Origin of the sequence: Rothia santali (assembly GCF_024199905.1) — a bacterium.
GTDB lineage: Bacteria > Actinomycetota > Actinomycetes > Actinomycetales > Micrococcaceae > Rothia > Rothia santali.
In genome coordinates, this window is sequence record NZ_JANAFB010000006.1 from 55,011 (window position 1) to 78,719 (window position 23,709).

At 57.8% G+C, this 23,709-nt stretch carries 22 protein-coding genes and 1 pseudogene; 10 read left to right on the top strand and 13 right to left on the bottom strand.

Annotation, left to right across the window (positions count from 1 at the left end):
- The first annotated feature begins 345 nt into the window (after positions 1-345).
- Both NBM05_RS03880 and NBM05_RS03885 read left to right on the top strand, forming a co-directional pair.
- Entirely contained in the window at positions 346-1,590 is a 1,245-nt protein-coding gene (locus tag NBM05_RS03880) for a replication initiation protein (protein WP_254165255.1), read from the top strand.
- A 106-nt stretch (positions 1,591-1,696) separates the two neighbouring features.
- Positions 1,697-2,056, top strand: coding sequence for a hypothetical protein (locus NBM05_RS03885; RefSeq protein WP_254165257.1), 360 nt, complete (start codon positions 1,697-1,699; stop codon positions 2,054-2,056).
- A gap of 70 nt (positions 2,057-2,126) precedes the next feature.
- Here the strand turns inward: NBM05_RS03885 and NBM05_RS03890 are convergent, their stop codons facing one another.
- The 6 genes and pseudogenes from NBM05_RS03890 to NBM05_RS03915 form a co-directional block, all read right to left on the bottom strand.
- Entirely contained in the window at positions 2,127-2,348 is a 222-nt protein-coding gene (locus NBM05_RS03890) for a hypothetical protein (RefSeq protein WP_254165259.1), read from the bottom strand.
- Positions 2,349-2,383: 35 nt separating this feature from the next.
- Complete coding sequence (locus NBM05_RS03895) at positions 2,384-2,977, bottom strand: nucleotide-binding protein (RefSeq protein WP_254165261.1); 594 nt, start codon at positions 2,975-2,977, stop codon at positions 2,384-2,386.
- A 131-nt stretch (positions 2,978-3,108) separates the two neighbouring features.
- Entirely contained in the window at positions 3,109-3,510 is a 402-nt protein-coding gene (locus NBM05_RS03900) for a hypothetical protein (RefSeq protein ID WP_254165263.1), read from the bottom strand.
- 9 nt (positions 3,511-3,519) lie between these two features.
- Positions 3,520-4,026: a hypothetical protein gene (locus NBM05_RS03905; RefSeq protein WP_254165265.1), complete on the bottom strand. Its 507-nt coding sequence runs from the start codon at positions 4,024-4,026 to the stop codon at positions 3,520-3,522.
- A gap of 788 nt (positions 4,027-4,814) precedes the next feature.
- Positions 4,815-5,471: pseudogene (locus NBM05_RS03910) on the bottom strand (MMPL family transporter).
- Between the two features lie 234 nt (positions 5,472-5,705).
- Positions 5,706-5,930, bottom strand: coding sequence for a hypothetical protein (locus tag NBM05_RS03915; RefSeq protein WP_254165266.1), 225 nt, complete (start codon positions 5,928-5,930; stop codon positions 5,706-5,708).
- 349 nt (positions 5,931-6,279) lie between these two features.
- Here NBM05_RS03915 and NBM05_RS03920 point away from each other — a divergent pair, with 349 nt between their 5' ends.
- Positions 6,280-6,687, top strand: coding sequence for a PaaI family thioesterase (locus NBM05_RS03920; protein WP_302183673.1), 408 nt, complete (start codon positions 6,280-6,282; stop codon positions 6,685-6,687).
- Positions 6,688-6,837: 150 nt separating this feature from the next.
- Here NBM05_RS03920 and NBM05_RS03925 read toward each other — a convergent pair whose 3' ends face one another.
- On the bottom strand, positions 6,838-7,284 hold the full coding sequence (locus NBM05_RS03925) for a MarR family winged helix-turn-helix transcriptional regulator (RefSeq protein ID WP_254165267.1): 447 nt from the start codon (positions 7,282-7,284) through the stop codon (positions 6,838-6,840).
- Positions 7,285-7,456: 172 nt separating this feature from the next.
- On the opposite strand from NBM05_RS03925, the gene NBM05_RS03930 reads away from it, so the two are divergent.
- From NBM05_RS03930 to NBM05_RS03940, 3 genes are read left to right on the top strand one after another with little or no spacing between them, the layout of a single operon-like run.
- The gene (locus NBM05_RS03930; RefSeq protein WP_254165268.1) at positions 7,457-9,283 is read left to right on the top strand and encodes a flavin-containing monooxygenase; all 1,827 of its coding nucleotides are present in this window, start codon (positions 7,457-7,459) and stop codon (positions 9,281-9,283) included.
- Positions 9,284-9,285: 2 nt separating this feature from the next.
- Positions 9,286-10,293 (top strand): SMP-30/gluconolactonase/LRE family protein, encoded by a 1,008-nt coding sequence (locus NBM05_RS03935; RefSeq protein WP_254165269.1) that lies wholly within the window; start codon positions 9,286-9,288, stop codon positions 10,291-10,293.
- A 46-nt stretch (positions 10,294-10,339) separates the two neighbouring features.
- Complete coding sequence (locus NBM05_RS03940) at positions 10,340-11,344, top strand: SDR family NAD(P)-dependent oxidoreductase (protein ID WP_254165270.1); 1,005 nt, start codon at positions 10,340-10,342, stop codon at positions 11,342-11,344.
- 188 nt (positions 11,345-11,532) lie between these two features.
- Here the strand turns inward: NBM05_RS03940 and NBM05_RS03945 are convergent, their stop codons facing one another.
- From NBM05_RS03945 to NBM05_RS03965, 5 genes are all read right to left on the bottom strand, one after another.
- Complete coding sequence (locus NBM05_RS03945) at positions 11,533-13,737, bottom strand: MMPL family transporter (protein WP_254165271.1); 2,205 nt, start codon at positions 13,735-13,737, stop codon at positions 11,533-11,535.
- Between the two features lie 136 nt (positions 13,738-13,873).
- Positions 13,874-14,536: a response regulator transcription factor gene (locus NBM05_RS03950; protein WP_254165273.1), complete on the bottom strand. Its 663-nt coding sequence runs from the start codon at positions 14,534-14,536 to the stop codon at positions 13,874-13,876.
- The gene (locus NBM05_RS03955; RefSeq protein ID WP_254165275.1) at positions 14,533-15,696 is read right to left on the bottom strand and encodes a sensor histidine kinase; all 1,164 of its coding nucleotides are present in this window, start codon (positions 15,694-15,696) and stop codon (positions 14,533-14,535) included. The genes NBM05_RS03950 and NBM05_RS03955 overlap by 4 nt, the downstream gene beginning before the upstream one ends.
- 35 nt (positions 15,697-15,731) lie before the next feature.
- Positions 15,732-16,745: a diacylglycerol/lipid kinase family protein gene (locus NBM05_RS03960; RefSeq protein WP_254165277.1), complete on the bottom strand. Its 1,014-nt coding sequence runs from the start codon at positions 16,743-16,745 to the stop codon at positions 15,732-15,734.
- A 245-nt stretch (positions 16,746-16,990) separates the two neighbouring features.
- Complete coding sequence (locus tag NBM05_RS03965) at positions 16,991-17,785, bottom strand: MurR/RpiR family transcriptional regulator (protein ID WP_254165279.1); 795 nt, start codon at positions 17,783-17,785, stop codon at positions 16,991-16,993.
- Between the two features lie 292 nt (positions 17,786-18,077).
- Between NBM05_RS03965 and NBM05_RS03970 the strand changes: the two genes are divergently transcribed.
- From NBM05_RS03970 to NBM05_RS03985, 4 genes are all read left to right on the top strand, one after another.
- On the top strand, positions 18,078-19,346 hold the full coding sequence (locus NBM05_RS03970) for an MFS transporter (protein WP_254165280.1): 1,269 nt from the start codon (positions 18,078-18,080) through the stop codon (positions 19,344-19,346).
- A 2-nt stretch (positions 19,347-19,348) separates the two neighbouring features.
- Entirely contained in the window at positions 19,349-19,801 is a 453-nt protein-coding gene (locus NBM05_RS03975) for a hypothetical protein (protein ID WP_254165281.1), read from the top strand.
- Entirely contained in the window at positions 19,794-21,008 is a 1,215-nt protein-coding gene (locus NBM05_RS03980) for a metal-dependent hydrolase family protein (protein WP_309248109.1), read from the top strand. The genes NBM05_RS03975 and NBM05_RS03980 overlap by 8 nt, the downstream gene beginning before the upstream one ends.
- Positions 21,009-21,354: 346 nt before the next feature.
- Positions 21,355-21,603 (top strand): hypothetical protein, encoded by a 249-nt coding sequence (locus NBM05_RS03985; protein WP_254165283.1) that lies wholly within the window; start codon positions 21,355-21,357, stop codon positions 21,601-21,603.
- Positions 21,604-21,667: 64 nt separating this feature from the next.
- Here the strand turns inward: NBM05_RS03985 and NBM05_RS03990 are convergent, their stop codons facing one another.
- Positions 21,668-23,545 carry an APC family permease gene (locus NBM05_RS03990; RefSeq protein WP_254165284.1) on the bottom strand — a complete coding sequence of 626 codons (1,878 nt, stop codon included), beginning with the start codon at positions 23,543-23,545 and terminating at the stop codon, positions 21,668-21,670.
- Positions 23,546-23,709: the final 164 nt, after the last annotated feature.

Genomic DNA, 23,709 nt, shown 5'->3' on the forward strand with positions numbered 1-23,709 from the left:
CAGCCGGTCGCCGAACGGCTGGCACAGTGTGCCCGAGAGGCTGGTCTGTCTGAGTCTGCGTTTATTGCCCAAATCATCGGAAGAGCTGTCGGAGTGGAAGGTCAGTCCGAGCTTGATCTGAAACAAGCCAGTTAAAATACTGGCGGCCCCTCCGCCAAGAGGGACCGCCATTCGTCATATGTGAATCCCGCTGTCGACCAAAACTGCCGGGATTCAAGAACCAGGAGACTCGTTGTATAAGCGATTCCGAGGTTCGTTGTGTCCATAGTACCAGGATTCGACGTACCCGCCACCCGTTACGCCACGTCGCCTTCGTCTCGCACGCTCAATTCCGGGCGGTCGTCGATGGCCGAAGTGTTGCGTGCTCACCACCGGCTGGTTCGATTCAGCGGTGGCCACGAGAAGAACCAGGCCCACCTGGTCCGCGGTGACTCTCGCCGCTACCCCTTCATCCAGCTCAACCACCCCGACTGGATGAACTTCATCTGCGTCGATGTTGATGAGGGGGACGGGCTCGAGCGTCTGCTCTACCCGGGTCTCCCCCGCCCGCACGCGATTGTCACCAACCCGGCCAACGGCCACGCCCAGGGCTTCTGGATGATCGACCCCGTCTACATCGGTGAGGGTGCCGCTCCGCGACCGCGTCTGTTCTTCGAGGCCGTGCGCAATGCCTTGACCAACGCTGCCGGCGGTGATCCGCACTTCACCGGGCACCTGGTGCGCAACCCTTTCGCCCACTCCCCCGCTGGCGAGGTCACCTACTCCAGGCGCGCTGAGCCGTGGGCGCTGCGAGATCTTAAGAAGCACCTGACGGAGTTCGTCGATCCCGCCCTTGAAGCGTTGGGATACGTCGATGAGCAGCCGAAACTGTGGAACCCCGTGCCGGGCGGCCGTGCGCACACGCAAGTCGATCGTGCGCTCACCGAGCACGCCGAGGACCGGGCGCTCGGCCGAAACTGCGCGGTGTTCTATGCGACCCGGACCAGGCTGTGGAAGATCCACCGTGACGGCCGGCGGGTCGAGGAGCACGCGCACGCGATCGCCCACCAGATCAACTCCGAACTGCCAGCACCACTCGGGGGCCGCGAGGTCGATGGGATCGCCGCCTCCGCCATCCGGCAGGTCCACCGCGGCAAAGGCCGACAACGGGTGGCCACGGATGCCCCCGACGCGTACCTATCGGCCCTGGGACGTCGTGGCGGCCGGGCTCGAACTGCACCCAAGCTGGTCGCCGCGGTGGCCAATCTCGAGGTTGCGCGCGAGAAAGTCTCCGAGCGGGCGCTTGAGCGTGCCCGTGAGGCTGCGCGCCTACGTCGACGGGGCGAAGTTGCCTCGGCGATCGCGAGAGCCCTGGAATGCGATGTGAGGACGGTACGGCGCTACTTCCGACGGGCCGCAGAGTGGGCCCAGGCACTCCTGCGTGAGCGCTCCCTCCAGGGGGGTGACACCGCCCAAGCAACAGGTAGTCATAGGACTCCCCCGAGCCTCCAGTTCACTACCGCTTGGAACCTCTCCCCCGGCGTATCCGTCGCCCCACTCGGTCCCGACTGGGTGCTCCCTAAATCTAGACCGCAAGGACGACTGGCATGAACCCCTCGCCCTATGCCCCGTTCCTCCTTCACCGGCCTCAACGTACCGTCCGGCGCTGGCTCCTCCCCCTTCTTGCCGGCGTGGGGGACTTCTTCTCGGCATCCTCGTGATGGTCCCGGCCGCGGTTGGTAACTCTGAGCCCACCGAACCGCTCGATGCAGTGAAGATCTGCGGTCTTGAGAATCGCCAGTCGGCCAACCTCGGCGCCGGCAACTCGAGTCGGGATCTGTTCCTCTCCTGGGACACCCCCGACTCGGTGAAGTACTACGAAAACCGTGGCCACGAGCTGTCCGACATCGACCAGGCCGATGCGACCTGTGTGCTCGAAAAGATTGGAGCCACGGCGCAAGATCTGACCGCCCTGAGCCAGGCTGGTGAGCAGCCCACGGTGATCATCAACGGCCGACAGGTCCTCCGGACCGACAGCGATCTCGGGGTCATGGTCCGAATCAAGCTGGCCGTGTAGACAGAAACCAGAAAACCCCTTACCAGGAACACGCATTCTGGCAAGGGGTCTTCTGGTTTCTGGGAAACAGCTAACTGGTTTCTGGTGGGAACTTGACGTCGATCGCCTGGCTGACCAGGTCGGAGAGCGTCACCTTGACCCCGGCCTTGCGCAGCCTCCGCTTCTCCTGCCGGAGTCGCTCGTGCTGCTCTACAGGCAGGATGTAAGTGACCTTCTCCGTCTCGACGCCATCGTCGATGGGGCGATATGCCTGCTCCATGTCGGCCTCGGCGGTGACACCGTGTGACTTCATGCGATCAAGCTTGCTGGGGCGGTTTAGATTCGGGCTCATCGCTTCATCTCCATCAGGTCGAGCATTTCGGTGGTGATGCTGCTGAATCCGCCGATCTTCTTGGGGTTGGTGCCCGGCAGGTCGCGGTACGATTCCAGCTCCTTCACCGTCGTGTCGAACACCGCGACCTCAGCCCCCTCGAGTGCTTCGACCAGATCCCGATATTTCCGGGTGCGCGTGTTCACCCGAGACGGCAAAACGATGGCGGGCACGTTGCCCATGCTGGCCAGAGTGCTCCACATGCGATCGACGTCCAGCCAGCTCGAACCGGTGGGGATGATGACCATGTCTGACCGCCGGACGGCCGGCGTCTGAATCCCAGCCTCACCCGGGGGCGTGTCGATGATAAGGACCTCCGCCTCGGGCTTGCGGGACTTGAGCGTGGCGATGTTGGCCGGCGTGACCTTGAACGGCAACGGGTCTCCCTCCTCCGAAGCCATTTCCGCCCAGGTTGTTGCGGACGCCTGCGGGTCTGCGTCCCAGACCTCCACGACGTAGCCCCGTCGCGAGAGCGATGTGGCGATGAGCATCGAGGCGGTGGTCTTGCCGACCCCGCCCTTCGAGGATAGAAGCGTTACTGTGAGAGCCATGAGGCCAGCTTACCAGAAACCATATTACATTTTCTAGAAACCAGAAACCAGAAAACATAAAATGTTTTCCAGGATACAGAAAAAGCCCCCTCCCCGCCGGACATCACGTCCAGTAGGGAGGGGGCTTGTCGTTAGGCCGTGTGGCGGCCATCGTAGGGGGCGGCCACGGTCAGGTTCTCCAGCTCGTCGGAGCCGACGGGCTCATCGGTCAGCGGGGCGTCGGGCACGGTGGCTCCGGTCTCGGCGACCTCGGGCTCACGGTTGTCGGCCTCGTAGTCCGACTCGATCATCGGCAGGTCCTCGTCGACCTGAGTGACCGGGGGAGTGGGCTTGCCGTTGAGCACGTTCGCGGCCGCAGTGAAGCCCAGGGCGGTACCGACGTAGGCGTAGGCGTTCAGGGCCGCGTCCACCCACTCGGGGCCGGCGCCGCCGTAGATGACCTGGATGGTACCGAGCACGGCGCCGATGACGGCGAAGGCTGCGTAGACGGGCTTGCGGTACTGGTCGGGGATGATCTCGTTGAGAAGGTTCAAGGGGTCTCCTTAGTTGAAGTCGTAGTTGCGCTTGGCGTCGGCTTCCCACTCAGTACGCCGAGCCTGGCCGTCCTCGGCCTTCTTGTAGCTCAGGAGCTTGCGCATCTTCCCGCCGAGGCGGCCGTCGGAGATGACGCCGGGGGTGCCGATCCGCAGCATGTTGAACAGGTAGCGGACCATCTTCTTGGTGTTCCAGGTGTTCCGGTTGATGTCCTTGAGCAGGTGGATCACGCCGCGCTCGAGGGTGCCCGGCTTGCCGCTGTAGGAGAAGCGGTCGAAGATGCCGCCGCGGACGATGCCGAGGGTGCGCTCCATCCGGTCCATCTGGGCCTTGAGCTGGTCGTATTCGTGGGACATGAGTTCAAGCTCCTTCTGCCCGGCCACGACGGCGGGCTTGTATGCGCGCATGAAGGCGAGGGTGTCGACGCGCCCGTAGTAGCCGCCTTCACCGGGGTAGGTGTTGTTCCAGTTGGTCGGAACGGGGATGACCTCCCCGCAGAGGTGGGGACCAGCCAAGCTGAACCTGACGATGCTCTGGCCGCTGCTGAGTAGATCGTCGATGATCAGGCGGGTAGATGAATAGGAAGGTTTAGTCGCCGATGACCGGGAGAATCTCGGTGTCGGCGATTTCTCCGCCAGATTGAAGGGCTCGTAGGACCCGGCATGGATCTCCAGATTCTTTGCGTCCGCTTTGTTGAGAGGGGGGGGGCAAGTCGTTTCGGGCATTGTGCTCCCACAAATCGATGCAGGGATCGTTCAGTAGTGCCCACTCGGTGAGAGGGGTGATCGCCAGTGTGTGGTTGTGCACGCTGAGAGCATCTAGCGGTGCATCGGCCTGGCGGGGGAGCGGTCCATCCCATCCACACGACGCCGCAGCCGACCTTGCGGCTCACGGTCTTGATCCGCCTGGCCAGCCCCTCGGCGACCGGTTTGTTGCTCAAGATGTCCAGGGCGGGTTGCTCGCCGGCGCGGTGGAAGCCGGTCAGCATCATTCCGAACCGGGCGCCGGCCGTGAAATCCACACTGTCTAACAGCTGCCCCGGTGCGTATGTGGGCGCGATAGGGTCCGCGGCGAGCTGGTGAGCTGTGCCCGTGATGCGTGGGTAGAAGTCGTGGCCGTCTGTGTAGTGACTGGTGCCTGCGAAGGAAAAACGACTTGCGCCATCTTGCCGTGACGTTCAAGTCGCGCCGCGGTGCGCTGGGTGTAGGTGTTCAGCGCCTGGTGCAGGTCGGCGGTGGTCGTGATCGGGCGGAGAATGAGCGGGGGACGATGACCTGGTCCCAGAATTTCCGTTCTGGAAGGATTAGATCGGACTGTTGAACACCGTCGGCCCGGAACTAGGTAGCCAGTACGGCCATAATGCCCAACAGAACGGCACTGCAGATCTAGATCTTCCGGGGGAGTGGCTGACGAAACCGGCCACACGGCCCCAGAGTCGATAATCCGAGGCGGTATCCGCGCCGGTGAACTGAGGTCGGAAAGGCCAGAATGCGCCCCGGCCGCAGAGGTAGAGCAACGCGTGCACGAAGCTTAGCGCTGCCGACATCAAACACATGATCCCGGTGCCGGCGACAGGTCCCAAGGCTGCGTTGGTCTTCAATTCCGAGACCAGCAGACACAGCAGACTCGCGATCACCGTTCCCCCGGAGGCAGCGACCGGTTCGGGGGTTCCCTCCAAAGCGACTCGGGTCGCTGGCAACCGATCCTGATGAGTTCTCAATGCCTCGCGGTATCAGGCGACGTCGAGCAACGAGTAGTCCGTGGCGGCGCCGATGACCAGGATGAACAAAATGCCCTGGGTCTGGCCGTTGATCGTAAGGACACCGGCGTTGGCAAGATTCCAGATCACCAGGATAGAAGCCGAGAGCGCGGCCAAAGAGGTCAGAAGGACCAGGATCGGGAGGATCGGGGACCGGTAGACCACCAGCAAGATAACGAATAAAAAAGCCAAGGCCAGCACCAGCGGTAGCCATCAATGCGAGATAACGCTTCAGAGAGGTCGATGCTGAAGCCGACGGGCCCGGTGACGTAGGCCTGAAGGTGGGCCGTCCTCCAAATCAGCACGGATGGTATCGACAGCTTCGCTCGTCTCAACATCGGGGGAGATCGGGGCCACCAGTTGGATGACCTGACCATCTTCGGAAGGAATAGGCGGAGAGGCCTGGTTTCCTACCAAGCCCTGATCAACCAAACGCTATCCCGCTGTTGAGGCAAACTCCTGATCGCTGGCTTCGAGGCTGTCTTCTCGTTCGAAGACCAAGATAGCGGGAACGGCGTCAGAATCGGAGAAAGCGGAGGCTGCTTCAGCGACCTGTGTGGATTCCGCAGATTCGGGAAGCCTGTCGGTGGCCGACTCTGAGGAGACCTCAAAAATCTTGCCCAAATAATGCCCTCCGATACCGGTGGCGTCGAACCACACCAGAATCAGTAGGGCGGGAAGCAAGATTTTTAGTCATAATGAGTGGCTATGATTGTTTCGACCTTGAGGTGAAGGTGGATTAGTCGGGTCGATATTGCTGAGATAATCAATTTTTGTGGTTATGGAGATGCTAAAGTCAACGAGGGGGGTGGTGGCTAAAGGTCGCTGATGGTGAAGCTAGTGGGATACTTCGGACTGACCGTTTTCCGAGAGGAATATTTTTATAATTTGTGTCAGTCAGTACTTTGAAAGAATCCAGGGGTGGATCACATGATGGTCGTGCGACAGCTTCCGAAGCTGCTAAAAGTATTGCTGGTGCTGGAGCCAGGTGATCGGTAATATCTAAGATATGACTCTACTGACCCAGGCGTACATCCATCGGATGGTGCCGTTGACTCGGACGCTAGGAATCGCCTTCCCGCTAATCGCTGACGATCGTGTGCATGCAAAACTGGATTCGAGACGAGATCTCCGCACTGCTGGAGGTAGCCTCCACAACGGTGCTGTCATGGCACTGGCCGATGCAGCGGCCCAGGCGATGGCTACCGTGGTGAGAGAAGACGGTTCGATTCCGGTGACGACCGAAGTGACCGCCAGGTTCTTCCGGCCTCTCTTTGGGGTGGCGAAAGCAGTGGCGCGCCCCTTGCACTTTGACGGTAGCTGCGTCACTGTTGATGTGGAAATTCGAGACTTAGAGTTGCATCTGTGTGCCCGTATAACCCAAACCGTAACTCGCCGTTACGTTCCGGTTCTATGATCATGCTCTGAAAAATCCTGGAAGACGCAAAACTGTGGCTGCGTCGTGTGTGTCAAAAAGTCGGCCCAAATTTTATTAACGCTAGATTCGTTTGATGTAGAATTTTATGTGCCTATGTCTAATTTAACGACACTGTTACACATGTGATTGTCAAGGTCGATGGTGAAGTTCCCGATTGATGGCTGAAAGCCCCACTTCAAGGGCGTTTAGTTCGGTCAAAGAGAGTCGGGAAAGAATTTCTTCGCCCAATTCGGGTCGGGCTGCTAGTAGCTTGCCAACTACATCCCGCCCCAGGTTCGTAAGGCAAATCTGGCGGACTCGGTGATCTTTCTCCGATTCGACTTTTCTAATCAGATCCCTGTTTTCTAATTTGTCCACGATTCGTGAAATGGTGGCCGGGCTGACGCTAAACGCGCGGGCTAGGTCACTGGAGCTCATGGTCTCGACCGTTGCCAGGGTCGTCAGCACCTGCAGCTGCTTGATGGTGAGGTTTGTTTCCAGTAGCGGCCCGATGATCAGAGGGACTGATCGCACCGAAATAGCGATCGTCAAAGCCTCGATCCGGCCTCGGGCTTGCTGCATCATCTCGGTATCCATCAGTCCATCATAGGATTCCCAGGCTTCTCCCACGCCCAACTGCTTAGCCTGATGCTAACCTTTGGGGACGATCACGCCATCCGGGCCCGTCTCCGATGGCCCGACCCCCGACCATCTCGAAGCCCGCAAGTGGCCCCCGCTTGTTGGTTCCCTTTCGAGCAGAAAGGCTCTCGTGACACGATCAGCACCCACTACCATCAACCTCGAAGCGCTGCGTGCGAAGTATGCCGCTGAACGAGACCGGCGGATCCGTCCTGACGGCGTGAACCAGTACCGTCCCGCCTCGGGCGAATTCGGGTACTACGCCAAGGATCCCTATACGCCTTGGATCGATCGGGACCCAGTGAACTCCGCCGTTGAGGTGCTTGTAATTGGGGCCGGCTTCGGCGGTCTGCTGACCTCGGCCTTCCTGCGCGACCGGGGGATCGAATCGGTTCGGTTGATGGATGAGGCCGGGGACGTGGGTGGTACCTGGTATTGGAATCGGTACCCGGGAATCCACTGCGATATCGAGTCCTACGTCTACATGCCGCTACTGGAAGAGACCGGATATATTCCCAAGTGGCGCTACGCCCCCGGCGAAGAGATCCGAGAACATGCCGTGCGCATCGCCACCCAGTATGACCTCTACCGCGACGCATTGTTTCAGACCCGCGCGACCGCGTTGCACTGGAACGAAGAACAGAGGCAGTGGATGGTGGAGACGGATCGCGGCGACCGGTTCTCCGCCCGATACGTTGTCGTCTCTTCGGGGACCTTGACCCAGCCGAAACTGCCCGGGATTCCCGGAATTGAGAGTTTTCAAGGGCACACCTTCCACACCAGTCGTTGGGACTATGGCTATACCGGTGGATCTCCCGAGGGGGGTATGTACGGTTTGCGAGACAAACGGGTTGCCGTACTTGGAACCGGTGCAACGGGTCTTCAGGTGGTCCCACACCTCGCCGAGGATGCCCATCAGCTACTGGTCTTCCAGCGCACACCCTCAACCGTTGATATCAGGGATAACCACCCCACCGATCCGCACTGGGCAGCTAACCTTGGGCCGGGGTGGCAACAAGAGCGGATGGAAAACTTCTTGAATGTTTTGGCCGGGGAACCGGTGGATCGGTCCTTGGTCGAAGACGGATGGACCGCAACGCCGCATCTACAGCGCATGATCTTGACTGGCGCGGTTGATGAATCCCTCTCAGCATCCGAACGAGATCATCGTGATGAGTTCGAAGACGCGGAGACCATGGAACGGATCCGCTCACGGGTGGAAGAGATCGTTGATGATCCCCACACCGCCCAGATCCTCAAACCGTGGTACCGCTATATGTGCAAGCGACCCGGATTCAGTGATACTTACCTGCAGTCATTTAACCGCAGTAACGTAGAACTCGTCGACGCCGCCGATAACGGTGGCATCACACAGGTGACCGACACATCGATCGTGGTGGGGGAGCGAGAGTACCCTGTTGACTGCATTGTTTTTGCAACCGGGTTTGACGTCGGGGTCTCCGGGGTCGTCTCGGGAAGTCTTCCGGTCCATGGTCGGGGTGGGAGACAGTTGCTCGAGACATGGGGCCGTGGGCCTCGTACCCTGCATGGGTTCTACACCCATGGGTTTCCTAACCTCTTCCATCTAGGGGGGATGCAAAACGCCAACTCGGTGAACTTTGTGCATATTCTCCAAGAGCAGGCTCATCACGTCGCAGAGGTGATCTCACGAGCCGACTGTGAAGGCGCCCGATGGGTCGAACCCACGGTTGAAGACCAAGAAGCCTGGTATCAAACCGTTCAGGCCACTGCACGCGATACCTCGACTTTCCAGGCCGAATGCACCCCGGGGTACTACAACGGGGAAGGAACGCGCTCGATTACCGGCATGACGTTCTCGCCAGGACCGGTAGTCTTTCACCGACTGCTACGGCATTGGCGCCAACACAACATAAACGACGTCCTGGTCTGCAGCGATCGTGATGAAAAGCGTCGCCTCACCACCACGCAGGTGTAGACATGAAACGAAACCTAATGGCATTGGGTCTGGCCTCGACAAGCATCTTGCTGGCCTCATGCGCAAGCTCAGGACCATCCGGCGCCCCTACCGATGCTGCCGATGGTAACCAACAAGCCAATGAGGTAATGCAGGTTACGCGACCCCATGAGCTCACCGGGGGAACTCTGCTGGAAGGGCCCACTTTCGGTCCCGACGGTCGGCTCTACCTTGTCGATGTTATGGCACCAGCCGGTGAACCCAAGGTCATGGCCGTGGACCTCGAATCAACTGAATCGGAAACCGTCTTCACCGACGATCGAGGAGCCTACACCTCCGCACAATTCAGCCCCCGGGATGGTCGGATCTACCTTACCGACATCGCCAGTGGATCGATCATCAGTATCACCGAACAGGGGCAGGACCCTCAGGTACTTTTTGCCGGGGAGGTCGAAGGAGACACGATGCGTCCCGATGATATCGCCTTTGATCCCGACGGTCATCTTTATGTATCCGATACCACCGGAATGGATGGTCCAGGCTGGCAAAGCCTCGGACGAGTGGTGCGTATTTCCTCCGGCGGTGAGGCGTCAATCCTGGCTGAAAACCTCCCGTCTCCCAACGGGATCACCTTCGACGAAACCGATGAAGGTCTTTACATCAGCCAGTACAACGCCAATCGGATCGATTACCTCGGGCTGGACGAGAACCGGAGTCGAGCCGTCTCGGCCTACCCTGCCATAAACCTCAATGCTGGTAAGACACGAGTGGATTCCACCGCTGTTGATGCTCAGGGGAACATCTATCAGGCCTTCCACGGCAAACCCGAGATCGAGGTGTACAGCTCCACGGGGACACACCTGAGTACCATCTCGATCCCCCCTGAAGATCAAGGTCGGGAATCGGCGACCAACGTGGCTATCAAACCTGGAAGTACGGAGGGGTTCATCACTATCAGCGGTCCCGATGGAGGCTGGGTCTATGCCTTCGAGGCTCTAGCTGAGGGAATTCGCCAGTCCAATGGAGGGTAGAGACTCTCCCGGATTCAGACCCTGCACCCCGATGAAAGGAAAAATCATGAGCAGACTTACTGCCCACTCCACGATTCAACAGTGGATCGACAGCCCCATTGGGGGTCCACTAATCGATGAGTTGCTTACTCGCTCGGGTGTCTCAGCTGAGTCGCTGAGCGCAGTGGCTCAGTTACCTCTGCAACAGCTAGTGCCTCTGAGCCAGGGCAAGCTCCCGCAGTCAGTGGTCGATCACCTTGTGAGTCAAGTGCACGAATCCGCCGAGGATGATGTGGAAGAATCCAGCGGCTGGCAGGAGCAGATCACCCGCGGCCGTTTTGCCGGCCAGACCGTGGTCGTCACTGGCGCAGCATCGGGTATTGGACAGGCCACGGCCTCCCGGGTGGCCCGTGAAGGTGGGCGCGTCATCGCGGCGGATATCTCTGCCCAACGTCTCAACGAACTTGCCATGGAGCTAGCCGGACTCGATCTTGTGACAGTCGAGGCTGATATCACCCGTCAGGAATCGGTGGATGCGATCGTATCCAGCGCGGACGGTCGAATCGATGCTCTAGCTAACGTGGCAGGGATCAACGATGACTTCTCTCCGCTGCACGAGACCAGCGATGCGATGTGGGAGAAGGTGATGGCAATCAACCTGACGGGGATATTCAAGCTCACACGGGCGGTCATTCCGCTTATGCTCAGCGCGGGCAGAGGTTCTGTCGTCAATGTTGCCAGTGAAGCTTCGTTGCGAGGCAACGCCTCAGGAAGCTCATACACCGCTTCCAAACACGGTGTCGTGGGTCTGACCAAGTCGGCGGCGTTCATGTACGGGCCTCAGGGAATCCGAGTCAACGCAGTTGCACCCGGTGGGGTCGCTACCGGAATCCCCTTCCCAGCGAACATCTCGGCCACCGGCTCAGCGCGACTGAAACCGTATCAGGCCCAGATCCCTACTCTGGCTACGGCCCAGCAGCTCGCGTCTTCGATCACCTTCCTCCTCTCCCATGAGGGAGTGAACCTCAACGGAGTTATTCTGCCCTCCGATGGTGGCTGGTCCATTCAGTAGACGACTGAATTAGGGTGATGCATAAATCCACCGCAGGATCACCCGAAGTACCAGTAGGGCCCCGGTCCACGACCGGGGCCCTATCTCTATCTAAGTAGCAGCGTGATCATCTAAGGTCGTTTGATTGAACCGGGTGAAGCTCCGGTACGAAGCTGCTGTCTGAGCCTCCGAGATCCTCTCCTGCTGTTTTAGGCATGGACGCTTTCTCGCGTCGGTAGAGTGTTCTGAACGGAGCTTTCGAGGGCTCGCCCCTCAACATCGACATCAGGCAGAATCCGATCCAACCAACGAGGTAACCACCAAGCGGAGTGTCCCAATAGTGTCAGTAGTGCGGGGGTCAACACCAGGCGCACAATGAAGGCATCGGCTGCCACTCCCACCAGTAGGCCCAGTGCGATGGACGCACCGATCGCGAAAGAGCTAGAGGCGAAGCCGGCGAAGACCACGACCATGATGCTGGCAGCAGCTACCAGCACTGGGCCGGACCGGGCGAAACCTTCACGAACGGCATCCCGCGGGGACAAGCCCCGGTGATACATTTCCTGGATCCGGGAAACCAGGAAGACCTGGTAATCCATGGCCAGCCCAAAGAGCACGCCCACCAGAATCAGAGGCAGCAGCGACATCATCGGATCGCCCTGGGGCGCTGCGATGATCGGATCGAACCATCCCCATTGGAAGACCGCGACACTTGCACCGAAGGATGCACCTACCGAGAGTAGATACCCGACTGTGGCGATCAGCGGTACCAACAAGGAACGGAACAAGACGATCAGCAACATCATGGACAGCACAACGATCACACACACGTAGGTGATCAGCGCTGACATCAGTTGCTCGTCCTGATCGATACCGATCGCCGTCTCCCCGGTGACCTCCAAGTGCACCCCTGAAACCGCGTCAGCCTCATCGCGCAGCATATGGACTAGGTCCTTGGTGCGCTCATCAATGGGGCCCCCCTCGGGGGTGACGATGATTCGAGCATAATCACCGGTGTCGTTGACCTGCGCCGGGGTAACCGAACGAACGCCTGGGTACTCGGTGAGGCCCTGTTCGACTTCAGCGACATGATCGGTAACCTCGGAACCCTCGACGAGAACCATCAGGGGGCTCTGGGTCCCACCAAATTCATCGACGATGAGGTTGTAGGCGCTGCGCTCGGTGCCCTGAGGATCAGCTCCTCCAGGGATGCTGAAGGCGGTTTTCATGCTGAGCATCGGCAGAGCTACAACGACTAGGGTAAGCACTCCGGCAAGTAACGAAAAAACGGGTCGTTTGACGACGAAATCACCCCACTTAAACATCACTCCGTGCTTGGTTGACCCGGCAACGGCGGTGGAATCATCCCCTCGAAGATAGGCGGCTCTTTGTGCCCGTGTCAGGATGCGCAGCCCAAGAATTCTCATGACCGCCGGAAGCATCGTCAAGGCTAGCAGCACGGCCGTCAATACCGCGAAGGCCGCCCCGAGGCCCATTTGAGTGACGTAGTCGATGTCAGCCACCATCAAAGCGCACAGCGCGACGATGACCGTCATCCCCGCAAAGACTACCGCGGTGCCCGCGGTGCCGACGGCTTGGCCAATAGCCTCCGAGACCGTCTTGCCCGCACGTAGTTCTGTCTTGTACCGAGACAGGATGAACAGGCTGTAATCGATGCCAACTGCCAGGCCGAGCATCGCGGCCAAGATCAAGGCATTGTCATCCATGGGGGCATACGTCCCATAAGCCAGGATACCTACAACGCCGATCCCGACTCCCACGACTGCAATCAGCAAGTTCGCACCCGCTGCCAGTAGGGAACCGAAAGTCAGAGCCAGGACGATGAAGGCGGCCACGACGCCGATTGCCTCACCAACCCCTGCCGGCGGGGCGCTTAGCGCGACCAGATTATTCCCGAGCTCTGCTCCAAGATCCGCCGGAGCGGAGGCCTGAAAATTCTGGGCTGCCTTCTGAAACGATTCGGCGTCATCGGGACTTACGTTCCCGTAGTCCAAGGTGGCTACGGCCAGTTCTTGATCCTCAGACACATACGGGCGCGTGGGGTCGAAGGGGTCGCTGACCGATTGAACGCCGGGCAACTGGGCCGCCTCATCCAAAACCTGCTGGATCCGAGGGGCAAGATCGGCGTCAGTGACCGGAGAGCCGTCTGGGTGAAAGACCAGTTGCAGCGTCTCACCAGATTGATCGGTGCTGGGGAACTCGGCATTCATTCGTTCCAGCGCCGCAGAAGCCGCGGTGTCAGGAAGAGCAGTCTCCTCGGCATCGGGCTGATCGTTCATGCCCCCGAGAACTAAGACAGCGGTGAGGAGGGCGAAGATCAACGCCCAAGAACTGAGCACGACCCATCGAAAGCGTGCGCTGAGTTGACCTAGCGCGGAAAGGAACTTGGACATAGATATCTCTCAAAGATGGTGGGTTAAGGACTACCCCATCCTGCGCGTGGCTTGGCCTCGACACATCGTCTCAATGAACAATCCTAACTACTGCAACTGCAGTAACATCCGCGTCTACTGGTCATAGGGCCAGGTTCTATGGTGTCAAACCGGCCCGGTAGGCAAAGGCGATAAGTTGCGCACGGTCATGAGCACCTACTTTTGTCATGGCCCGGTTCAGGTGTGTCTTAACCGTGAAAGGAGATAAATGGAGCTCGATCGCGATTTGGTCATTGCGGTCCCCACGGGCCGCTGAAAGAACTATTTGTCTTTCGCGGGCCGTGAGGCCGGTGAAAAGTCGATGCAAATCGGTATCAATTCGTGGGGGTGGAGTCTCTGCGGCATGAGCAATTAGGGTTGAGGCTGCATTGGCTGAAAGCGCCCCACCACCGTCAACCACCTCGCGAATCCCACGAACGAGCTCGACCGGGCCTAGACCTTTATTGAGGAAACCAACGGCTCCGGCACGTAAGGCAGCAAAAACGTTCTGGTCATCATCAAAGGTCGTTAGCATGATGATGTAAGGAGTCTCCGTCGAGGTATGAGATTCACGGATCCTCTGTGTCGCTTCAACGCCATCGATTCCTGGCATTCGAATGTCCATGAGAATCACATCGGGGTGGTATTCAAGACTCTTCTTGACGGCTTCTATTCCGTCGCTTGCGGTGTCTAGAATATCGAGATCATCGGATGCTTCCAAGACGGCTTTCAAGCCAATTCGAATCATTTCCTGATCATCGGCAATGAGTATTCTAATCATGAACTTTCCGTCTCGCGGTAGGGGATCCTTGCGTAAAGTCGAAACACGTTCCCGGAATCATCGACCGTCATGGTTCCATCGACGGAATCCACTCGCTCCGCCATTCCTGCGAGGCCGAATCCAGAACCCTCGCTAATCGAGTTTTTCTGGGTTGGATTAGTAATGCTCAAGTTTGCGTAGAAAGAGTCGAAGTGAAGTTTTACTTCAGCAGTTCCGGTCCCGTATCTTTGAGCATTTGTTAGAGCTTCCTGGACAATGCGATATATAGTTGTTTCTATTCCGGGGCTAGCTGATGGTGGGTTTTGATCGAGTTTCGACACAACATCCAGTCCAATGGCACGATAGGTGCTTAGAAGTTCCCCGAGCTGGTCAAGCGTTGGGGTGGGAGAGAGGCGACCGGAGGGGTCTGTGTCAGTTCTTAAAACGGTGAGAATGCGTTGACTCTCCTGAAGGATTCCTTGGACCGCATGACGAGCAGCGTGAAGAGCGGCAAGACTCTTGGCAGATTCATTGGGCAAAGACACCTCAGCGATACTGATTTGCATATTGACCAGGGTAACTTGATGACCTACGACATCATGTAAATCACGTGCGATGCGTAACCGTTCCTCAGTGGTGCGTCTTTTTTGCTCCATCAGTTTCACTTGAGCGCGCTCTTCGGCTCGTTCCGCTAAGGAGCGAAGGTAATTTTGATGTTCACGAATAGCGCTACCCGCTGCTGAGGTGCCGAAGGCGACGCCCATGGCGGTGAATGCAGATTCGTTAATAAATGCCCCGTCGTTGGCCAACACCTCTCCGGCATAGACGCAAATAGCGGCAGCGGGAGCCAGGAAGCGTGCTCGAGTTCCACGGAGAGTCAGGATGAACACGCTCATGGCGACCATTGTCCATCCGACAACGTGAAGAACATCCAACAGGCCGATCAAGAGGGAGGAGAGCAGTACTACAGGTATACCTAGTGTCGGCTTGATCTTGGAGAGGTAGAGTCCCGAACCAATCAGCACGGTAGGAACAAGGCCCAGCCATCCCAGACCCCTGAGCGCGTCCAGACCCACTCCTATCGCACCTGCCGCAACAATGACGAAGGTGATGACCGAGGTCAGTAGGGAAGCGCTGGCCCGTAACGAAGCGATAGCTGGTTCAACTCCTCGAGGTGGCATGTTTATAAGTGTGCCGCATAAATTCATCGGCAATTCTACGTCACGAACGGGTTCTTGCGTCCGGTGAACTCAAGACCGTGCAGCGGTCGACGTACCCTCAGCGCCCGGGGTTGGATCCAAGCTGTCACCGAAGTCGATTCGGCCACCACATCACCATCTACTTCGATCAGTTGCGGTGTGGCGCAGCGCATCTGGAGGCGTCGCCCCCGGAACCGGAGCAAAGCCGCATGATCGGAAGCCCCGAAGAGCAGGTTCCATGCAGCGCTGATCCACTGCCCGATGGATCGCGGCCGAAGTACCACCCCTTCGAAGCATCCGTCCGTGGGATCGGCTCCGGGCAGTAGGCTCACGCCGAGCATTAAATCACCAAAGTTGCCGATGATAAATCCATGTGTAGGCTCATTTACGATTTTTGATCCATCGCTGGTGATTTGTGTTGCTTGTAGCGGTTTCGAAAATGCTTTGATTCCTGAAAGAATGTATGCGAAAGGACCCAACAATTTTTTACTTCGGCTCCTTGCGCCCCTCATTGTCATGGCGTCGAAACCTGCCCCGCCCATCACGGTGAAGGCGAACCTTGCAACTTTTTTGGTATCGTCTGGGGCAGGTATTTCCAACCATCCTAGATCAATCCTTCGATCCGCACCAGAGCAGGCGATCTTAATTGCTTCACTGACCTCTTGCAAAGGCACACCAAGGTTTCGAGCTAGAAGGTTTCCGGTACCCAGAGGCAAAATTCCTAGCGGGCGGTCGGTGCCGGCTAGCTCTTGCGCGACTTCACGTACTGTGCCGTCACCGCCGGCAACCATGATCATTTTAGCGTTGGTAGAAAGGGCGGAACGCGCTTGTTCCTTGCCGTGGGAATCACCGGTGGTGGGTAGCCACATGGGGGTATCCCAGCCTTGTTTGGCAAAAGCTCGAAACACGTCGCGGCGAAATCTTTCAGCTCGTCGGGGGTCGAGGAATTTGCTGCTATTGATGATGACAGCTGCCTGAGGTCGAGTCTTGGTGGATTTGCTTTCGGCAGAAGAGGGATGCGTGATCGTCATCTATCGATTGTTTCTGATTAAGTAGGAACAGACATCAACCTCTGAGACGATCCTTGCTACTGCATCTGCAGTATGTGACGGTAGAGGGGTGGCCGAATGTGCTGGATTCACGAGCGGACGCGCTTACAATAATATGCACACGAAATCACTCAGGCCTATCCAATGTCTACCGGTGCCCGATGCTTGCCGATGCCATCAATTGATCGATGCTTTGAAGATTAGATTGCTACCTGATGTCTGGAATGCTATTCGCGCATGAGGCCGAATTTTCCCCACCCATACTCTGAAGCCCGGATCGATTGCTGCGACCGCTGTGGATCGATTCCCACAAGGTCCACCACGATGGCCTGAGCCACCGAGATAGAGCCGACCATGGAAGGAAAGAAACCCGCGCTTTCCGATGGTATAGACAAAAAGATGCTGGCTAATCCTTGAATGTCGGAACTTGCGGAATCCGTCATGAGCACAGACGGAACACCCTTTTCATGTGCTATCTCCAGGGTGGTATGGGTGGAACTGTAAAGGCGCCAGCTATTGATGGCTATCACCAAATCATTCTCGGAAAGTTTCGGTATGAAATTAGCCATCTGCGCCTGGTCCGTTAATAATGACACGTCGTACCCGGCGATTGAACAGTTGTGCGAAAGTGCAATTCCAACGGAAGCGTAACTTCCTTGCGCTACCACCGCCGTGCGGTTTGATCGGGCGATCATTTCGGCAATCCGTGAGATGTTCTCGGTTGTCTTGGGGTTGTCAATCCAGGACAGCGTGGCTCGGTCTTGAGTAAGAGATGACTGAGGGCTGGTTTCTTGCAGCTCGTGTTCTGCGGCCACCTCGGAGGCGCTGAGGCTGGCCAGGTACTTGGCGCGAAATTCCTGTTGCAGATCGGCCCACCCGCTATATCCCAACGACTGTGCTGCCCGGGTAACGGTTCCGATGTTGACCCCGCTGAGCTGGGCTACTTCGCGGGAGCTGGAGAAGGCGGTGACCCGCGGATGGGCGCGAACAGCCCCAAGGACAAGTCGGCCCTTTTGAGTCAAGCCGGGGTCCGTTGCCAACGCGTCGACCCACGTCCGGAAGGGGTGGGGGAGGGCTGCCTCGCGACTGGAGATGGCTTCCCCCTTGCGTTCGAAATCGATGTCAACAAGCCCACCCTAACCCATTGCAACAGTGCTTGCGTCGCGAGTACAGTTGCAACGCATCGACTGTATGAGACCTGAACCACACACAGGAGTTGCCATGTCGCTACTAGCTAGACTCGACCGACTGCCCATGAGTAGGCCGCACTACCTCCTGCTCATCATCGGAGGCCTGGGATACACCTTTGATGGCATGGATAACGCCCTGGTAGCCTTCCTGCTACCGAGCATGGCCACAGAATGGGGTCTTGGAAACGGTCCGCTGGGGCTACTGGCTTCAGCCACCCCCGTTGGTTACCTCATCGGAGCCCTAATGGCTGGCTGGCTCGGTGATCGGTTCGGGCGCAAACCGATCATGATGTGGGCACTGGCTATCTATACGGTCTTCACGCTGATCGCGGCCATCGCGCCCACCTTCGAGATCTTCGCCATCGCGCGAATCATCGCAGGTTTCGGTATCGGCGCTGAGAGCGTCATCATCGCCCCCTACCTTTCGGAGTTTGTACCGCCGGCTAGACGGGGATGGTTCGTCGCCTGCCTGGCCGGTTTCTTCTCCTTCGGCTACGTCCTAGCGGCCCTGATCGGGCGTTACATCGTGCCCATGGGTGATCAGGGATGGCGCTGGGCCCAAGTCATCACCGCCGCACCGATCATCTTGCTGCTGTGGTGGAGGCGCTCACTACAAGAATCCCCGCGGTACCTCCTCGTTAAAGGACTGCGAGATCAGGCAGAACGTGTCGTCAAGGGGTTCGAAGACAAAGTCGTTGAAGCCACCGGAAAGAATCTCACCGTCCCTACCCCCAGCGGGCAGGACGACGTCCAGGTCAATAAGAATAATTTCCTACAAGCAATGAGATATTTGTGGAGTCGGAAAATTCGTCGACGAACTATCGTGATATGGACCATCTGGTTCGTCAATGTATTCTCGTTCTATGGTTTTTTCACCTGGATCCCAACTCTCCTGGTTCAACGCGGGATCGACATTACGCAGAGCTTCAACTTCTCGATCATCATCTACGCTGCCCAAATACCAGGATACTTCTCCGCCGCATGGCTGTGTGAGAAGATCGAGCGCAAGTACACCATTGCCATCTACCTCGTCGGAGGGGCAATCAGCGCCTACTGGTTAAGTCAAAGCAGCGAGCCGGGCATGATCCTAGCCAGTGGGGCGGTACTATCCTTCTTCCTCAACGGGTCGGTCGCCGGAACCTATGCCTACACGCCGGAGCTTTTCCCCACCTGGGTGCGCGCTTCTGCCACTGGTGCAGCTAGCGCCTTCGGTAGAGTCGGGAGTATCTCCGCGCCCATCATCATCGGATTCGCCTCTACAACCTGGGGCTTCGGCGGTGTATTCGGACTGACCTGCGCAGTGCTCATTACGGGGGTCGTAATCGTAGTGATCTTCGGTCTCACCACATCGGGCCACTCGCTCGAAGAAATAAATGAAGCCGAGGTGGAATAAAAATGACCCGGAAAGTATTTCAGGATCTCACGAATAAGATGAAGGGAAAAGCAGATATCGATCTGGTTACGATACTGGCACGGACTCCGCGTGCCGATCAAACCTATAGAATATACAGCAGTAACGATTCGATGAGTCCCGAAGGGGAATATAAGTCGGAAAGCGTTTCTGATCTATGGAGAGAATCGCTGCTCGACCGCTCCGAATCACTCCTCCTCGTTGACTTTAGTGATATGCGGAGCCACCTCGGCGACGCCGATCAGCTGATCCACCTCGGAATCGGATCAGTGCTCAATGTTCCGGTCATGGAAGCATCCCGTACTCTCGCGGTGATCAACATTCTGGGTCCTGCAGGTGCTCTGAACCTCGAGAATCACCTAGAGATTATTGACATTATTGTGAATTGTAATGACCGTTTGGTGAAATCAATTAAGGAGAGTGTCCCTGGTGAATGAAGTGAGCATTTTATATAATGCGGAGATTCTTGACATTTCCTCCGGAGTATACGCGGAGGGCGATCTCCGGATCGATGATGGTGTTATCACCGAGATCGGAAAGAATCTGCCGCGACCAGCTAGGGCCTCGGTCATCGATGCTCGGGGCCGTTACCTCATACCCGGACTCATCGATTGTCACGTGCACCTCAACGCCGAGTCGGCGGACTTGGGCTCAAACGCTCGGACATCTCCGACCCTACAGGCAGCCCACGCCTCGCAAGCGATGAGCTCAATGTTGTCTCGGGGATTCACCACCGTACGTGATGTGGGTGGGGCGGATTACGGATTGGCCGAAGCTCAGCGACGCGGCCTCTTCGTCGGCCCCCGCGTCAAATTCGGGGGCCCAGCACTGAGCCAGACCGGTGGGCACGGTGACTTCCGGGGGCCTGGGGATGATGCTGAACCGATATGCCGCCACGGTATCGGCAGGGTGGTTGATGGCGTCGATGGAGTCCGGGCCGCCGTTCGAGACGAGGTGCGCAAGGGCGCAGACCACATCAAGATCATGGCATCCGGCGGGGCGGCATCACCGACCGATCGCGTTGATTCCACTCAGTTCTCAGAGGAAGAAATCCGTGCCGCGGTGGAAGAAGCTACGGCGGCGAATCGCTACGTCACTGCACATGCCTACACAGCCCGAGCCGTCAACCGCTGCCTGAATTATGGGGTACGCGGCATCGAGCACGGGAATTTCATCGACGAAGAGTCCATTCGTCTTTTTAATTCAACTGAAGCATTCCTGGTTCCCACCTTGGTAACGTATTGGGCCCTACAGCGCGAAGGGAGAGAGAATGGCCAGTCAACTGAAAGCGCCCGAAAGGTCGACGTGATCCTGGAAGCCGGATTGGGTGCCCTGGAGCGTGCAACCATGGGGGGCGTAAACATCGTTTACGGAAGCGACCTGCTGGGACGCATGCAGCGCCATCAGAACAAAGAATTTGAGATCCGCGCCGAGGTCCAGTCGCCCTTAGAAATTCTCACCTCAGCGACCTCGACCGCGGCCCGACTAATCGAGGAAGAGGAAAGAGTAGGAAGGTTGGAAGTCGGCATGGTCGCTGATTTAATCATGCTCGACGAGGATCCCCTGGAAAAAATTTCGGTCCTGGCTAACCCCCATGATCACATCAACCTGGTGATGCAGGCAGGAACTGTAGTCAAAAACTAGGCCGTTATTAACTACTAGGTAGTCTGAAAAATTAATGAGGGGCGCCGTTCTGTGGCGCCCCTCATCTTTATCATCATCACTAAGGAATCTTCAAAATTAGGATTCCGATTGACACTACCAACGCGTATCGCTTATGCATCGTTGATGCGGCCCGTGTAAAAAGTATTCTGACCCCTCTGAGTCTTCAGGTATTGGTGGTTGCTGACGATCATGATCTGTGGTGCGGTTATCAGGTCAATCGAGGGATTCGGGTCGTGGCTGTTCTTTAGAACCTGGAGTCACCGGCGCCTAGAAATCATTAAACGTTTGGGCGTTTCAATGAATCGCTCATCTCAGGCTACACCTAATGTCATACGTTTCCGTTGAGACTTCTGCTATCCCTGAACTGTTTATCGATCGTGTGAAGAGTGCCTTGCTTGAAAATCGACTATGGTTTGGATCGTCGAATCGCGAAAATCAACTAGTCTTTCGAGAGTGTCTTGCCGCACACAACGCAGAAGTTGCTGATCGCACGAAAAATCAGCGATCTGGTAAGGGTATGGTCGGCGATGATCTCTTTCTGGGTTCTTGGGCCTTGATGTTCAGGCGCAAGTGAGGCGAGGCGGTGGTACGGGTGGGGGTCCCCCCGTACCACCGCTTTTACTGGCGCCAAGAATCACCTACTTGGTCAGGTGTGCTTCGGCTTCTCGCAGCTCTGCCTCGGATTCCACGACATCACGGATCTCCGCTGTCGATATGCCGCTCCGTGAGGCCCAGATGAAGCTGAGGATGCCTCCGAGGATGACGATCGCGGCGGTCCACCCGTCGTTAAGCAGCTTTTCCTTCCCGTTGGTCGTATCGGTTAGGTAGGCGGCAATCAGAGTCAGGATGAGCGACGCGGGGAGCCAGGCGGCGGCTGCGATCTGACGCCGCCCGTCCTTGTTGCTGGCGATATGCAGGACAGTCCAGGTAACGGCCACCACGACAGTGAACAAGATGATGTAAGTCCAGTCCTGCAGGCCGCCGGGACGCTTTGTGGTGCCGGCGGTCAAGACCCACCCGCTAGCGGATGCCAGGGCAATCCATGCAACCAGAGATGCCGTGCCGATGACCCCACCAATTGTCTTGGTGAACCATCCCATGCGTGGTCCAAGATAGAACGCGGCGATCGGCAGTCCGAAGAAGAAGATCGTCAAGAGGTTGACCAGAGTCCACCAACCGGCGTAGTAGACTACCAGCATCGATGCAACGTGGGCAGCGGCGCAAAACAGCCAGGCGGCTGGCAGGCGGATGGGGCGGGTAATTTCTGGTGCGGTGCGGCGCAGAACCATCAAGATTGGCCCGCCCATGAGGTAGCTGATAACCAGTGCGGTCGAGACTAGGCCTACCATCTGATACCAGCTGGGGGCGGGAAAGAGGAAGAACATGCTCACCACGGTGCACATCACCAACGAGAACCAGGGAACGCCGTACTTGTTCAAGCGCTGAAAAATCCTAGGCAGCGCTCCATTGACCGAGTTGGCGTAGGTGGTGCGTCCGGCGATTCCCATGAAGGTCAAACCGGTAACCGCAGGAGCCGCAGCGGCATCGATCAGCAAGATGACGCCAAACCATGCGAAGCCAGCGACAGCCAGTGCGTTGACCAGAGGAGATGCCGCCCATGCTCCAGCATTGAGTCCTTCCCAATTGCCGGGGGCAACGCCCATATCGCCCCAATCGATGACTCCGAGGAAACCGATCTGCAGGGCCAGGTAGATTACCAAGGGAATGATCAGACCACCGATGACGATGGCGATGGGCAGGTGCTTGCGTGGGTTGACGGATTCACCTCCGAAGTCCGCGATGACTCGAATGGCGTTGAAGGCGAAGATCACTCCACCGGTGGTCATGGCGTGGAAGATCGAGGAAGCACCCATGGGTGCGAACCCCCCGTACTGGGTGAAGTTCTCTGAGTTGAAGGAGAAGAACAGCAGTACCGCGACCACGATCGGGATTAGGATCTTCCAGAGTGAGACCCAGGCGCTGGTCTTGGCCAAGATCTTCACCCCATAGATGTTCAGCATGAAGAACACCACGATCAGTGCCGCAGCTGCCAGGATGCCGTTGGGCCACGTCAGCATCGTTACGCCCTCCACGGAGTGTAGCAACCCCAGTTTGGGGAATTGGCCACCTACATAGGTTAGGGCCGCCAAGGCCTCGATGGGAGGGAGGGTAATACAGGCGATCATGTAGCCCCACCCGTTCATCCATCCCAGGAGTGAGCCATGGGTGAACTGAGGTCCGCGGACGCTGATGCCCGTCCTTGGCAGCGCTGTAGATGTCTCAAGCCACGGGGCAGCCATGACGGTGAACAGTACGCCGCCGATGACCCAAGTCAGGATCGCTGCGGGGCCGGCAAGTCCTGCCGTGGCTAAGGGGGCCAGCAGCCATGAGGCCCCGATTTGAACGGTTACGGCGATGGCAATGAGCTGCCATAGGCCGATCTTGCGTTGCATGTGTCCGTCGGATTGCTCGAACTTGCCCAGGGCAATCGACTTGGTTTCCGGATGGATGGTCATGGTGTTCCTCGATTCGGATCGGGTGGCCGTAGCCAGCCTCAGCCCCCAGGTGTGAGTACGATCACCCGGCACTACACTGTTATATGTGCAATTGCACCTGTGGTCAAGGGCTCATGTGACATGGCGCTGGTGCACTAGTATGAAGATGATCTATTCCAGTGATG

Coding starts and splice junctions, on each gene's coding strand:
- NBM05_RS03970 (WP_254165280.1), top strand. CDS start 18,078: ATGGATAACGCCCTGGTAGCCTTCCTGCTACCGAGCATGGCCACAGAA.
- NBM05_RS03950 (WP_254165273.1), bottom strand. CDS start 14,536: ATGATTAGAATACTCATTGCCGATGATCAGGAAATGATTCGAATTGGC.
- NBM05_RS03880 (WP_254165255.1), top strand. CDS start 346: ATGGCCGAAGTGTTGCGTGCTCACCACCGGCTGGTTCGATTCAGCGGT.
- NBM05_RS03920 (WP_302183673.1), top strand. CDS start 6,280: ATGACTCTACTGACCCAGGCGTACATCCATCGGATGGTGCCGTTGACT.
- NBM05_RS03925 (WP_254165267.1), bottom strand. CDS start 7,284: ATGGATACCGAGATGATGCAGCAAGCCCGAGGCCGGATCGAGGCTTTG.
- NBM05_RS03985 (WP_254165283.1), top strand. CDS start 21,355: ATGTCATACGTTTCCGTTGAGACTTCTGCTATCCCTGAACTGTTTATC.
- NBM05_RS03945 (WP_254165271.1), bottom strand. CDS start 13,737: ATGTCCAAGTTCCTTTCCGCGCTAGGTCAACTCAGCGCACGCTTTCGA.
- NBM05_RS03895 (WP_254165261.1), bottom strand. CDS start 2,977: ATGGCTCTCACAGTAACGCTTCTATCCTCGAAGGGCGGGGTCGGCAAG.
- NBM05_RS03975 (WP_254165281.1), top strand. CDS start 19,349: ATGACCCGGAAAGTATTTCAGGATCTCACGAATAAGATGAAGGGAAAA.
- NBM05_RS03990 (WP_254165284.1), bottom strand. CDS start 23,545: ATGACCATCCATCCGGAAACCAAGTCGATTGCCCTGGGCAAGTTCGAG.
- NBM05_RS03955 (WP_254165275.1), bottom strand. CDS start 15,696: ATGCCACCTCGAGGAGTTGAACCAGCTATCGCTTCGTTACGGGCCAGC.
- NBM05_RS03935 (WP_254165269.1), top strand. CDS start 9,286: ATGAAACGAAACCTAATGGCATTGGGTCTGGCCTCGACAAGCATCTTG.
- NBM05_RS03960 (WP_254165277.1), bottom strand. CDS start 16,745: ATGACGATCACGCATCCCTCTTCTGCCGAAAGCAAATCCACCAAGACT.
- NBM05_RS03890 (WP_254165259.1), bottom strand. CDS start 2,348: ATGAAGTCACACGGTGTCACCGCCGAGGCCGACATGGAGCAGGCATAT.
- NBM05_RS03940 (WP_254165270.1), top strand. CDS start 10,340: ATGAGCAGACTTACTGCCCACTCCACGATTCAACAGTGGATCGACAGC.